This window comes from Blautia sp. RTP21359st1_E11_RTP21359_211015, assembly GCF_040910705.1.
GTDB classification, from domain to species: domain Bacteria; phylum Bacillota; class Clostridia; order Lachnospirales; family Lachnospiraceae; genus Blautia_A; species Blautia_A fusiformis.
The window spans coordinates 57,961-70,581 of the sequence record NZ_JBDGAB010000002.1; the positions used below are offsets into that span (position 1 = coordinate 57,961).

The 12,621-nt window shown below is 45.9% G+C and carries 13 protein-coding genes and 1 riboswitch; of the genes, 12 read left to right on the forward strand and 1 reads right to left on the reverse strand.

Annotation, left to right across the window (positions count from 1 at the left end):
* Positions 1-15 precede the first annotated feature (15 nt).
* Together AB5026_RS01035 and AB5026_RS01040 are read left to right on the forward strand one after the other, a co-directional pair.
* Positions 16-663: a YoaK family protein gene (locus AB5026_RS01035; RefSeq protein WP_147603314.1), complete on the forward strand. Its 648-nt coding sequence runs from the start codon at positions 16-18 to the stop codon at positions 661-663.
* Between the two features lie 15 nt (positions 664-678).
* A complete protein-coding gene (locus AB5026_RS01040; RefSeq protein ID WP_173739789.1) occupies positions 679-1,434 on the forward strand; it encodes a DUF4866 domain-containing protein in 756 nt (251 codons plus the stop codon).
* A 95-nt stretch (positions 1,435-1,529) separates the two neighbouring features.
* Here AB5026_RS01040 and AB5026_RS01045 read toward each other — a convergent pair whose 3' ends face one another.
* Complete coding sequence (locus tag AB5026_RS01045; RefSeq protein WP_215638053.1) at positions 1,530-2,858, reverse strand: threonine/serine exporter ThrE family protein; 1,329 nt, start codon at positions 2,856-2,858, stop codon at positions 1,530-1,532.
* Between the two features lie 321 nt (positions 2,859-3,179).
* On the opposite strand from AB5026_RS01045, the gene pckA reads away from it, so the two are divergent.
* The 10 genes from pckA to AB5026_RS01095 all read left to right on the forward strand — a co-directional run bounded on the left by pckA (position 3,180) and on the right by AB5026_RS01095 (position 12,620).
* Positions 3,180-4,784: a phosphoenolpyruvate carboxykinase (ATP) gene (pckA, locus tag AB5026_RS01050; protein WP_015526024.1), complete on the forward strand. Its 1,605-nt coding sequence runs from the start codon at positions 3,180-3,182 to the stop codon at positions 4,782-4,784.
* A 296-nt stretch (positions 4,785-5,080) separates the two neighbouring features.
* Positions 5,081-5,209: riboswitch (NiCo riboswitch) on the forward strand.
* 200 nt (positions 5,210-5,409) lie between these two features.
* Complete coding sequence (locus tag AB5026_RS01055; protein ID WP_059086782.1) at positions 5,410-6,339, forward strand: cation diffusion facilitator family transporter; 930 nt, start codon at positions 5,410-5,412, stop codon at positions 6,337-6,339.
* A 305-nt stretch (positions 6,340-6,644) separates the two neighbouring features.
* A complete protein-coding gene (locus tag AB5026_RS01060) occupies positions 6,645-6,848 on the forward strand; it encodes a hypothetical protein (protein WP_022426534.1) in 204 nt (67 codons plus the stop codon).
* Between the two features lie 112 nt (positions 6,849-6,960).
* Entirely contained in the window at positions 6,961-7,293 is a 333-nt protein-coding gene (locus AB5026_RS01065) for a rhodanese-like domain-containing protein (protein ID WP_022426533.1), read from the forward strand.
* Positions 7,294-7,419: 126 nt separating this feature from the next.
* Positions 7,420-7,962 carry a phosphodiesterase gene (gene yfcE, locus AB5026_RS01070; protein ID WP_022426532.1) on the forward strand — a complete coding sequence of 181 codons (543 nt, stop codon included), beginning with the start codon at positions 7,420-7,422 and terminating at the stop codon, positions 7,960-7,962.
* Positions 7,959-9,116, forward strand: a complete 1,158-nt coding sequence (locus AB5026_RS01075; RefSeq protein WP_015526018.1) for a class I SAM-dependent RNA methyltransferase — start codon at positions 7,959-7,961, stop codon at positions 9,114-9,116. The genes yfcE and AB5026_RS01075 overlap by 4 nt, the downstream gene beginning before the upstream one ends.
* Positions 9,113-9,697 carry an XTP/dITP diphosphatase gene (locus tag AB5026_RS01080; RefSeq protein ID WP_059086785.1) on the forward strand — a complete coding sequence of 195 codons (585 nt, stop codon included), beginning with the start codon at positions 9,113-9,115 and terminating at the stop codon, positions 9,695-9,697. Before AB5026_RS01075 ends, AB5026_RS01080 begins: the two co-directional genes overlap by 4 nt.
* Positions 9,694-10,173 (forward strand): metallophosphoesterase, encoded by a 480-nt coding sequence (locus tag AB5026_RS01085; RefSeq protein ID WP_021650292.1) that lies wholly within the window; start codon positions 9,694-9,696, stop codon positions 10,171-10,173. Before AB5026_RS01080 ends, AB5026_RS01085 begins: the two co-directional genes overlap by 4 nt.
* A 237-nt stretch (positions 10,174-10,410) precedes the next feature.
* Complete coding sequence (locus AB5026_RS01090) at positions 10,411-10,992, forward strand: hypothetical protein (RefSeq protein WP_118608104.1); 582 nt, start codon at positions 10,411-10,413, stop codon at positions 10,990-10,992.
* Positions 10,989-12,620 carry a GH3 auxin-responsive promoter family protein gene (locus AB5026_RS01095; RefSeq protein ID WP_114002198.1) on the forward strand — a complete coding sequence of 544 codons (1,632 nt, stop codon included), beginning with the start codon at positions 10,989-10,991 and terminating at the stop codon, positions 12,618-12,620. The genes AB5026_RS01090 and AB5026_RS01095 overlap by 4 nt, the downstream gene beginning before the upstream one ends.
* Position 12,621 lies beyond the last annotated feature (1 nt).

Below are 12,621 nucleotides of genomic sequence, written 5' to 3' on the forward strand. Positions count from 1 at the left end.
AATGCGGACCGGCAGATGTCAGAAGCTTTTATCACAAGTGTATTTCTGGCAATGTCCGGCGGATTTCAGGATGCCTACACATACTTTACAAGAGATGAGGTGTTTTCCAACGCCCAGACAGGCAACGTGGTTCTGATGAGCCATAATTTTATGACAGGACAGTGGGGAGACGGTTTAAGGTATCTGTTTCCTGTTTTAGCCTTTGCCATTGGTGTTGTAGCGGCGGAGCGGATCCAGAGTACCTTTAAATATGCAAAAAAACTTCACTGGAGGCAGATGATCCTGCTGATCGAGATCCTGATCCTTTTTGTGGTGGGATTTATGCCGGGAGAATTGGATATGCTGGCAACCGTACTGGTATCCTTTTCCTGCGCCATGCAGGTACAGACCTTCCGGAAGGTGGGCGGTTATTCCTATGCAAGCACTATGTGCATCGGAAATTTACGAAGCGGCACGGCGGCGTTGTCCGTGTATTGTCGTGAAAAACGTCCGGAACAGCTGAAGCAGGCTCTTTATTATTTCGGAATAATTTTCTTTTTTGCCATTGGAGCCGGTGGCGGAGGAAATCTGTCCATGAGGCTGGGGATCCCGGCAATCTGGGTATCGGATGTTTTGCTTCTGATCAGCTTTATTCTGATGTTTTCCAGTAAACATAGAGATTAGAAAGGGTGAGGAATTGTGGAAAACAGCACATTATTCCCAAGAGAGGAAAAGGCGGAGCTTTTATTTGAAAAGATCCTGAAGGATCCGGAGGCGTGCAGACGGCTGACGGAGACCTTCTATGAATCCATGGATGCGGATACAGACATAGAATGCGGATATCTTCCTCCGGAAAAATTCGCCTATGCATTGCTGGACGCATATAAAAACCGTGATCTGACAGCTCTCCTTATGGCGATCTGCCAGAACAGTATGTTTGATCTTCTGCGAAATTCTTTTCTGGCACCGTTCAGGTTCAATGCAGATGGACAGGAGAATCCGGTGTTTCTCACAGATGAAAAAGGAAATTTTCTGCGGGAAAAGGGAATTCATGTAAGTGATAGGGATTACGACCGGTTCCGCAGGATATACAGGGAGAAGCAGGGCGTAAAGATGTATCTGGCGTATGGCTACCGGAAGCGCCATGCCTATGATGAAGATACCATGGAAGTAGAAGAGTACAAAATGGGCGAACATATCGGTGTGCTGCTGGTGTATGAGCTTCCGGACAGCGTAAGGGAAAAGGAAACGGAGGCACAGGCCTATGCGGCTGTATGGGATATCATGATGGCAATTCAGAAGAAGCTTCCAAGAGCCTTTGTATATTATGGGCAGGATTCTGTGGAGGATGGTGGAAAACGTTATGACGGACTGGGCGTTTTTCTCCCCATCCATAAATTTGCGGACCGCCTGGAAAAAATGATCGGGATCGCTGATGAGATCGTAATGAAATAGAATGTACAAAAAAGGACTGCTTTTGTATTGCTCCGGTTATCAGAAGGATAGCTGATGACCGGAAGCTACAGAAAGCAGTCCTTTTTGTATGCCCATCAGGTGCAGTAGCGGAACATTTTGTCCGTAAGGATCCTGGCGAAAATAAGGCCCAGGGGAAGAGCAACGATGATCAGGATCGCAGCTGCAAACCAGGAGGCGGAAACATTCAGGGACATGATCCCCAGATTGTAGATCGCCCGGTAGAGATAAAGTCCGGGAACCATGATCACAATGGATGGTACGGTAATGGAAATCCTGGGATATCCCACTTTTGTTTTGAGGAGGGAGGCCAGAAGTCCGGCTGTCAGTGCTCCGAAAAAAGCCGCGGCAGCAGGTGGGAAACCGGCAAGATCAACAAGCTCCAGACGTAAAGTGTTGGACAGTGCGCCGATGAAGGCGGCAGCTGCGGCTAGACGGACAGGGCTGTTGAACATGACCGAAAAGCCGAATACCCCGCAGAAGCTTGCCAGAAGCCGGAACAGGATCCTCTGAGCTGCCGAAAGCTCCAGAGGCAGGAAATCCACAGGCTTCAGATGAAGAAGCAGTGCCATCAGCCAGGCAGAGACAGCAGCCACCATTACAACAATAATGGCGTAGGCCAGTCGTTCCAGACCGGAACGCATATCCAGCTTGGCAAGGTCGATCCCGCTTGTGATAAACGGAAAGCCCGGAATGATAAACAGCATGGAACAGATGTATCCGGCCTCATGCTGGACGGAAATGTGGAACAGAAGCTCTGCCAGCTTCAGGAAGCCTGCATATACAAGACAGGCGGAGGAAACAGAAACTGCAATGCACATAAACAGAGTAAAATGATGCTTGCCAAGCTTGCAGCGGATGGCGTTTCCGATGCCTGCGCCTGCAAAAGCCAGGATCATTTCCAGCGGGCCACCGCCCAGAAGAAAAGTAAATGCACCACAGGCCAGTGCAGAAGCCAGTCCCAGGGCGGCAGGGGAATAAAGCCCGTGGATCCGCTCGATCTCATCTAACTGACTGTGCAGTGCTTCACCGCTCATATGGATACCCTCCGCAGGAAAATCACTGACAAAATGTTCTAGCCTGTTCAGTCTGGAAGTATTTACGCCGGTGGTAGTCAGACTAAGTGCATGGGAAAAACTGCTCTCACCGTCAAAGCAGGTGTAGCTTATGGACATCAATCCGATATCTGCGGAACAGGTGATACCAAGTGCTTCTGACAATGTATTCATGGAACTCCGTACCCGCCAGGCACCGGTCCCACAGGAGAGAAGCATCATGCCTGTACGGCCGATCAGGGAAGCTTTTTCGGAAAGAGAAGCTTCTGTAATGGGCTGGCTGTTCCTGGTACTTACGTAGTTGTGCCAAGGGATTTCCATATGATTACGTTTGATCAGAATATCTGACATAGAAATCACTTCTTTCTATATATTAAAATCATATAGTTACTATTATAAATATATATAATAACTATAATCAGATATATTGTAGCCATTATTCTGAAAAAGTCAAGTATAGATGGAGTAAAATCTGACAGTACCAAAACGTCACTGTTAAAGATTTATCATTTTTTTGCGGAAAATGAATTTTTTTGGTTGCTTTTACGTACAATTTATGTATAATTGTGGATAGGGATGTTGGAATGACCAATTCCTATGGCAGGATGACAAAAACCTGCAGCAGTAGGTGGCTATCATAATTACTATTAAAGAAGAGAGGTAAATGTTAAGATGGCAAAAATCGATTTAACAAAGTATGGTATTACCGGAACAACTGAGATCGTGTACAATCCTTCCTACGAGACATTATTTGAGGAAGAGACCAAACCGGAGCTTGAAGGATTTGAGAAGGGTCAGGTCAGTGAGCTTGGTGCTGTCAATGTAATGACAGGTATCTACACAGGACGTTCCCCTAAAGACAAATATATCGTTATGGATGAGAACTCCAAGGACACAGTTTGGTGGACATCCGATGAGTACAAGAACGATAACCATCCGGCAACTCAGGAAGCATGGAATGCAGTTAAAGATCTTGCCAAGAAGGAGCTTTCCAACAAGAAACTTTTCGTAGTAGATGCATTCTGCGGAGCTAACAAAGACACACGTATGGCTATCCGTTTCATCGTTGAGGTTGCATGGCAGGCACACTTCGTAACAAACATGTTCATTCAGCCGACAGCTGAGGAGCTTGAGAACTTTGAGCCGGATTTCGTTGTTTACAACGCATCCAAGGCTAAAGTTGAGAACTACAAAGAATTAGGACTTAACTCTGAGACAGCTGTAATGTTCAACATTACAAGCCGTGAGCAGGTTATCGTTAATACATGGTACGGCGGAGAGATGAAGAAAGGTATGTTCTCCATGATGAACTACTATCTGCCGCTGAAGGGCATCGCTTCCATGCACTGCTCTGCAAACACAGACCTTAACGGAGAGAACACAGCAATCTTCTTCGGTCTTTCCGGAACAGGTAAGACAACACTTTCCACAGATCCTAAGCGTCTTCTGATCGGTGATGACGAGCATGGCTGGGATGACAACGGAGTATTCAACTTCGAGGGTGGATGCTACGCTAAGGTTATCAACCTTGACAAAGAGTCTGAGCCGGACATCTACAATGCGATCAAGAGAAACGCTCTTCTTGAGAACGTAACACTTGATGCTGAGGGCAAGATCGACTTCGCTGACAAGAGCGTAACAGAGAACACACGTGTTTCCTACCCGATCAACCACATCGAGAACATTGTTCGCCCTGTATCTTCTGCACCGGCAGCGAAAGAGGTTATCTTCCTGTCCGCAGATGCATTCGGCGTACTTCCTCCAGTATCTATCCTGACACCGGAGCAGACACAGTACTACTTCCTTTCCGGATTCACAGCTAAACTTGCTGGTACAGAGCGTGGAATCACAGAGCCTACTCCTACATTCTCCGCATGCTTCGGACAGGCATTCCTTGAGCTTCATCCGACAAAATATGCTGAGGAGCTCGTTAAGAGAATGGAGAAGAGCGGTGCGAAAGCATACCTCGTTAACACAGGTTGGAATGGAACTGGAAAACGTATCTCCATCAAAGATACTCGTGGTATCATCGATGCTATCCTTGACGGATCTATCCTTAAAGCTCCGACAAAGAAAATCCCATTCTTCAACTTCGAGGTTCCGACAGAGCTTCCGGGCGTAGATCCTGCAATCCTTGACCCACGTGACACATATGCAGATGCTGCAGAGTGGGAGACAAAGGCTAAAGATCTTGCTGCAAGATTCGTTAAGAACTTTGCTAAATATGAAGGAAATGCAGCTGGTAAAGCACTCGTTGCAGCCGGCCCGCAGGCATAATCAGTCATTCCAACTGAATACAGATCGTAGACTTAACCGGGAGCGGATTTATCCGCTCCCGGTTTTTTGACAAACAACTGAGGATCTATTATTTGATATAGAACTGTGCAGTGCGAAGCATGTTTCCAGACATGGAATAAACAGAAAGTTGAAGATATCTACCTGTAAAATAAAAAACTTTGGCTTGACTAACAGAGGACATATGGTGTATCCTTTCTGAGAAGTTAAGCGGGAGACCCGTAAGACTGTAAAAATTCTCTTTGCACTGCATTACATTCGAACAGGATGCGAGATCAACAGTACAAACTGAGCAGGCGATGCTTTTCGGAATCGAAAATATTTATCGAAGGCATGGGGCCGGGCCGCAGGAAGCGGCAGCGGATATGGAATGTGACTTTGCTTTCAGACATATCTGCGGGACAGTGTATGTTTCGCAGGTATGTCTTTTTTACTGCAAAATATGGATGGAACAGAAGGTAGAAGCTGGGATATCCCTATACAGAAAAGAAAGAACACCGGCGGAAAATCGCACTGCAGCGAGTAGTGAAGGAACCGCCGGTTTTTTCACGGAAAATGTTGTGCCATAAGAAGAACCTGATCATATATTTAAAAGGAGATTCTGTTTATGGAACACACAGAAAACAAAACAATTATACATGATACAGAAAAAACAGCTTCATGGGAACAGCAGACAGCAATGAAGGTATCCGGGATCAGTATTCTGGTAAACCTTTTATTATCTGTATTTAAACTGATCGCAGGTATTGTGGCACATTCAGGAGCGATGATCTCGGATGCCATTCATTCTGCATCAGATGTGGGAAGCACCTTCATCGTAATCATCGGTGTCCGTCTTTCTACAAAGAAATCAGACAAAGAGCACCAGTACGGACATGAAAGAATGGAGTGTGTTTCTTCCATTGTCCTTGCAGGAATGCTGCTTGTCACTGGTCTCGGGATCGGAATTACCGGTGCCCGTGATATCGTAAAAAGCACATCCGGCGGAACCATTGCCATTCCGGGAACACTTGCACTGATTGCAGCAGTGGTATCCATTGTGGTAAAAGAGTGGATGTTCTGGTATACAAGAGGTGCCGCAAAGAAGATCAATTCAGGAGCCCTGATGGCAGATGCATGGCACCATCGTTCAGATGCACTTTCCTCTATCGGAGCGTTTGTCGGTATTTTAGGAGCAAGACTGGGATACCCGATCCTGGACCCGATCGCCAGTATCGTGATCTGCGTTATGATCGCCAAGGCATCAATCGACATTTTCAGGGATGCCATTGACAAGATGGTAGATCATTCCTGTGATGCAAAAACGGAGGAATCTATGAAGAGAGAAATCCTCAAGGTACCGGGCGTCCGAAGAGTAGACCTTCTTAAAACCCGTCTTTTCGGATCCAAGATGTATGTGGATATCGAGATCGCAGCAGATGGAAATATTTCCCTTTTTGATGCACATGATATTGCGGAAAATGTACATCATACGATCGAGAATAAATTCAAAGATGTAAAGCACTGTATGGTGCATGTAAATCCGATCAACGGATAAAAAAACAAGCTGCCGGAGCAACTGTGATCGTCATCCGGCGGCTTGTTTTTGTATAGAGAAACACCCGGTAGGGGAGCTACCGGGTGTTTCGAGGGGAGTATAAATAATTAAATAAGGGGTTATGTAAAAAAAATTTTTGAAGGGTAAATTCTTTTTACAAGAATGATTATAATATAAACTGGAAAAAAAAGCAATATGATTTTGGCGAATAATCTCCAAACTTTTTGGGATACTATTTCCTGTAATAAAAAGCGGCAGAAAGCTTCGGAAAGCCGTAAAATCAACTTCATCAGGAGGTAATTCAAATGGCGAAAAATTACGAAACAGACAGAAATGAGTCTAATTATGCAGGAAAAAATCACGGGGAAAGTGCTTCCAGAAATTGCGGAAAAAACAGCTCTAAGAACAGTTCGGGAAATTCTTCCAGAAACAGTTCCAAAAGCAGCTACGGAAACAAAATTTCCGATGAATATGATTCTGAGAAGGACAGAGGCTCTGACAGATATTAAAGGATAAGAAAAGCGGGAAAAGTCAGAGATGGCTTTTCCCGCTTAAATACATATAAGGGAACATTCACCCGGAAGCTTCCATATAATATACCAAAAAGAGGAGATTTTTTCCATGTTTCAGATCGAAACTATCTCTGCAAAAATGCTGGATTATTATGTGGAGCGCAGCGACGCTGTTATCATAGATCTCCGGGATCCTGCCGCCTACAGAAGGGGACATGTCCGGAACGCGGTAAATATTCCATACAGAGAGCTGGAGGAATATCTTGAGAAAAAACAGGATCAGAAATATCGTTTTCCCAAAGATAAGCTGCTGATATTTTACTGCGACCGCGGCGGCGCCAGCATGCAGGCTGCCCGGAGCCTGGCAAGACAGGGCTGTCGTACCAGGTCCGTGATTGGTGGATTTGCAGCCTACAGAGGGAGAAATCTTGTGCGCGGATAAAAAAAGCGGACAATATCAAATCAGATTGCGAATGCATATCTGTAACAAATCTTGTATTTTAAAGGAAATCATGATAATGTAAAGAACAGAGATAAAAACCAACACAAATTACAAGGAGAAAAGATTATGAAATATATGTTTGCGTCCGATGTACATGGTTCGGCATATTACTGCCGGAAAATGCTGGAAGCATATGACAAGGAGAAGGCGGAGAGACTGGTGCTTCTGGGAGATCTGCTTTATCACGGACCAAGAAATGACCTTCCGAAGGAATACGCACCAAAGGAAGTCATCCGCCTTTTAAATGAGAGAAAAAACCAGATCTATGCAGTACGCGGAAACTGTGAGGCAGAGGTGGATCAGATGGTCCTGGACTTCCCGGTTATGGCAGATTACTGTATCCTTGCCATCGAAGGAAAAACGATGTACGCCACACACGGTCATATCTATAATAAGGATAATCTTCCGCCGATGATGGACGGAGACATTCTGATCCACGGCCATACACATGTGCTGAAGGCAGAAAATATGGGGAATTATATCCTTCTGAACCCAGGTTCCGTATCCATTCCAAAGGAAGGTAACCCGCCGACCTATGCAATTCTTGAGAACGGAATTTTTACCATTAAAGATTTTGAAGGAAATACAGTACGGGAGATCACTTTATGAATCTGTGGGAATTAACGGCGCCCTGTCATTTTGGAACAGAGGCGGTGCTGAAGCGTGAAATACTGGATCTTGGCTATGAAGTGACCAGGGTGGAAGACGGAAGAGTAACCTTTGAGGCTGATGCCCAGGGTGTGGCAGACGCCAATCTGTTCCTTCGTACCACAGAACGTGTGCTTCTGAAAATAGGCGAAGTAAAGGCCGAGACTTTTGATGAGCTTTTTGAAAAGACCAAGGCTCTCCCATGGGAGAATTACATACCGAAAAACGGTAAATTCTGGGTAGCCAAGGCAAACTCCATCAAAAGTAAGCTTTTCAGTCCATCTGATATCCAGTCCATTATGAAAAAAGCCATTGTAGAGCGTCTCAAAGGCATCTACGGGATTTCCTGGTTTCCGGAAGACGGTCCGGAATTTCCTATCCGTGTGGCCTTTATGAAAGACGTAGCTCTGATCGGAATCGACACTTCAGGAGTATCCCTCCATAAGAGAGGGTATCGCCAGATGACTGTCAAGGCACCTATCACCGAGACGCTTGCCAGTGCTCTTTTGATGCTCACTCCCTGGAAAAAGGACCGTATTCTTGTCGATCCGTTCTGCGGAAGCGGCACCTTTCCTATTGAGGCGGCAATGATGGCAGCGGATATGGCGCCGGGACTGAACCGTCATTTTCTGGCCGAGAGCTGGGAGCATCTGATCCCGAAGGAATGCTGGGAGGATGCAAGAGAAGAAGCCAGAGAACGTGTAAATCTTGATATTGAAACCGATATCCAGGGCTTTGATATCGATGCAGCTGCCATCAAGGCAGCACGCGCCAACGCAAAAATGGCAGGAGTGGACAGACTGATCCATTTCCAGCAGCGCCCGGTCAGTGAACTCCGCCATTCCAAACCCTTTGGTTTTATCGTGACAAATCCGCCATATGGTGAGCGGATCGAAGAAAAATCCAATCTCCCTGCACTGTACCGTGAGATCGGTGAAAGCTATAAGGGGCTGGATCGCTGGTCCATGTATCTGATCACTGCCTATGACAAGGCAGAGAATGACATCGGCCGAAAGGCAGATAAAAACCGTAAGATCTATAACGGAATGATGAAAACCTACTATTACCAGTTTCTTGGACCACGTCCGCCGAAGAAAGGAAGTATTAAAGAATGAAAAAGATCATTTTTGCTACCGGAAATGAGGATAAAATGAAGGAGATCCGAAAGATACTTGCGGATCCTTCTCTGGAGATCCTTTCCCTGAAGGATGCCGGGATCCATGCGGATATTGATGAAAATGGAAAAAGCTTTGAAGAAAATGCCATGATCAAGGCAGAAGCAATCAGTAAAATGACCGGCGAGATCGTTCTGGCAGATGATTCCGGTCTGGAGATCGACTATCTGAACAAAGAGCCGGGAATCTATTCCGCACGCTATATGGGTGAGGATACTTCTTATCATATTAAAAACGCAAACCTGATCCAGCGTCTGGAAGGTGTACCTGATGAGAAACGTACTGCACGTTTTGTATGTGCTATTGCGGCAGCTTTCCCGGATGGCAGAAGAAAGACAGTCCGTGCTGCCATGGAAGGCCGCATCGGCTACGAGGAAAAAGGGGAGAATGGCTTTGGCTATGACCCGATCTTTTATCTTCCGGAATATGGTTGTACTTCCGCAGAGCTTTCCATGGAAGAAAAGAACAGGATCAGCCATCGTGGAAAAGCTCTTTGCCTTATAAAGGAAGAGCTTGTATGAAGGTGCTGATCGTAAGCGATACTCACGGAAGAGATGAAAACCTGGAGATCGCGATAAATCGGGAGGCTCCTTTTGACATGCTGGTACATTGCGGAGATGTGGAAGGCAGAGAATTTTATATCGAAGCCCTTGCAGAATGTCCCTGCAGTATTGTGTCCGGAAATAATGATTTTTTCTCGGATCTTCCGAGAGAAGATGTGATCGAGGTCGAGGGAAATAAGATTCTGGTAACTCACGGTCATTACTACGGTGTATCCATGGCCTTTGATCAGCTGGCAGAAGCTGCCCGCTCAAGGGGATGCAATGCGGCTTTTTTCGGACATATCCACGTACCGGTTGTTGAAAAGGAAGCAGGTGTGCTTCTGGTAAATCCCGGAAGTCTGGCTTATCCCAGACAACGGGGACGCCGTCCAAGCTATGCAGTAATGGAGACAGATGGAAAGGGCGAAATGCACGTAGAGATCCGTTACCTCTGATTCCGGCAGAAAAAACAAATAAACTGTCATAATTGATAAAATTTGTGCCAATATTCAGCATATATTAGTCAAAAACGATTGCGAAAGTCAGCTATGTGCTATATAATGAACAAGTAGTTTTTTTTAGTAATATAGAGCATTCTTTAGGGTACTGACCATGAATGGGTCTCGTTCCTGAGAATGCAGCAGAGCGGAATGAGAAGGTCCGCTTTACATAAATGAAGGGGGAAAATACGCATGACTGCGGTTATTATAGGGAGTATCGGCTTTTTATGCTGCTTCCTGTATGATCATAACAGTATCCGATTGAAAAAAAGCTTTCTTCATCCGTTTTTTAGCATAGGATGTTTCCTGATCGCAGTGTCAACAGGTCTGGTGATCCGGAGCTGCTGGCCGCGGCGGGGAAGTTCTTTTTTTATTTCTGCTGTTTTTCTGACAGCAGCGATCCTGTTTCTGGGACTGTTGATCTATACATTGTTTTTTGCGCTGCCCTTTGATGAGACATATGTCAAAGAAAATCATGAAAGGCTGGCCTATACAGAGGGTGTTTATGCACTCTGCCGACATCCTGGCGTTCTGTGGTTCGCCGGATTTTATTTTTGCCTGGCCGGATTTCTGGGATCCGGGAAGGCAATGGGGGCTTTTGGGGTCCTTATTGTGTGGAACATATTGTACATTTTTTACCAGGACAGGATCGTGTTTCCGGAAACATTCAGTAATTACGGAGCGTATCAGCAGACAACTCCCTTTCTGATCCCAGACCGAAACAGTACAGCTGCCTGCATAAAAACATGGCGAAAAGGGGGGAAAAGGCGGTGAGTCTTGGCGAAAAGCTTCGAAAACAGCAGTATGATGCTATCTGGAAAGAATATTGCGGATTTCTTGATCTGACAATGCAGGATTACATGAAGATCCAGAATCGTCTGATGGAAGAGCAGATCCAGCTCTGGTCAGACTGTGAACTGGGCAAAAGCATTCTGAAGGGCAGGAGACCGTCCGGGATCGACGAGTTCCGTCGGCTGGTACCTCTTACCACTTATGAGGATTATGCGGATATGCTCCTCCAGAAGAGAAGTGAAACTCTTCCGGGGAATCCGATCATCTGGATACAGACGACCTGGGAAGGCGGACGCCATCCGATAAAGGTAGCACCATACACAAGAAGTATGCTGGATACCTACAGGAACAATGTAGTTGCCTGCCTCATATTAGCTACAAGCCGTGAAAAGGGCAAATTTGATGTGGAGGAAACGGACAAGATCCTTTACGGACTGGCACCGTTGCCTTTTGCTACCGGCCTTTTTCCACTGGCGCTGAAAGAAGATATCGACATCCGTTTTCTTCCGGAAGTGGAAGATGCGGTAAATATGAGCTTTGGTGAGCGGAACAAAGAGGGCTTCAAGATGGCCATGAAACAGGACGTGGAATTTTTCTTCGGACTTGGAAGTGTGGCCTATGCAGTAAGCCAGAGCCTCACCGGAAGCGTATCATCAGGAAAAAGCAAAACCTCCTTTTCGGAACTTCTGCAGTATAAACCAAAGATGCTGAAAAGGATCCTGAATGCCAAAAAGATCTGTAAGAAGGAGAAACGGGAGCTTCTTCCGAAAGACCTTTTTCACCTGAAGGGATTTATGGTGGCAGGAACCGACAACCAGTGCTATAAGGATGATCTGGAGGAAATGTGGGGAGTTCGGCCCATGGAGCTTTTTGCAGGAACGGAACCTTCCATTATAGGAACCGAGACCTGGACCAGGAACGGAATGTACTTTTTCCCGGATACCTGCTTTTATGAATTTATCACCGAAAAGGATATGCTCCATAATTATGAGGATCCCACGTTCACTCCTCCGACCTATCTTATGGATGAGGTTGTTCCCGGGGAGAAATATGAGCTTGTGATCACTGTGTTGAAGGGCGGAGCCTTTGCCAGGTACCGTGTGGGAGATATGTATCGATGCGTGGGTCTTACCAACCAGGAGGATCGGACACAGATCCCAAGATTTGAGTACATAGACCGTGTTCCGTGGATCATTGATATCGCAGGCTTTACCAGGATTTCGGAAAATGGTATCAAAAGTGTGATCCAGCTGTCCGGGCAGCCGGTTACGGATTGGATCGCAGTGAAAGAATATAATGAGAAAAAACGCCCATATCTGCATCTTTATATAGAAGTAAAAAAAGAAGCGCTGATGTATCAGGCTATGAGCACGGATATTCTGAAAGAACTTCTGACCACGTATTTCAAATATATCGATCAGGATTACCGGGATCTGAAGAAAATCCTGGGAATGGATCCCCTTGTGGTGACCATCCTGCGCTGTGGTACCTTTCATCTGTATGAGTCCAGAAAAGGACGGAAACCACGGCATATGAGCACTCCTTATTATGAGGTGGCGGAACTTTTGAGACTGCAGGATGAAATCGGATTCGGGAATATGAGGAAGTAAC

Bases quoted from the DNA above. Each gene is read 5' to 3' on its own strand.
- AB5026_RS01075 (WP_015526018.1), top strand. From the start codon at position 7,959: ATGAATCTGTGGGAATTAACGGCGCCCTGTCATTTTGGAACAGAGGCG.
- AB5026_RS01060 (WP_022426534.1), top strand. From the start codon at position 6,645: ATGGCGAAAAATTACGAAACAGACAGAAATGAGTCTAATTATGCAGGA.
- AB5026_RS01065 (WP_022426533.1), top strand. From the start codon at position 6,961: ATGTTTCAGATCGAAACTATCTCTGCAAAAATGCTGGATTATTATGTG.
- AB5026_RS01090 (WP_118608104.1), top strand. From the start codon at position 10,411: ATGACTGCGGTTATTATAGGGAGTATCGGCTTTTTATGCTGCTTCCTG.
- pckA (WP_015526024.1), top strand. From the start codon at position 3,180: ATGGCAAAAATCGATTTAACAAAGTATGGTATTACCGGAACAACTGAG.
- AB5026_RS01085 (WP_021650292.1), top strand. From the start codon at position 9,694: ATGAAGGTGCTGATCGTAAGCGATACTCACGGAAGAGATGAAAACCTG.
- AB5026_RS01055 (WP_059086782.1), top strand. From the start codon at position 5,410: ATGGAACACACAGAAAACAAAACAATTATACATGATACAGAAAAAACA.
- yfcE (WP_022426532.1), top strand. From the start codon at position 7,420: ATGAAATATATGTTTGCGTCCGATGTACATGGTTCGGCATATTACTGC.
- AB5026_RS01045 (WP_215638053.1), bottom strand. From the start codon at position 2,858: ATGTCAGATATTCTGATCAAACGTAATCATATGGAAATCCCTTGGCAC.
- AB5026_RS01035 (WP_147603314.1), top strand. From the start codon at position 16: ATGTCAGAAGCTTTTATCACAAGTGTATTTCTGGCAATGTCCGGCGGA.
- AB5026_RS01080 (WP_059086785.1), top strand. From the start codon at position 9,113: ATGAAAAAGATCATTTTTGCTACCGGAAATGAGGATAAAATGAAGGAG.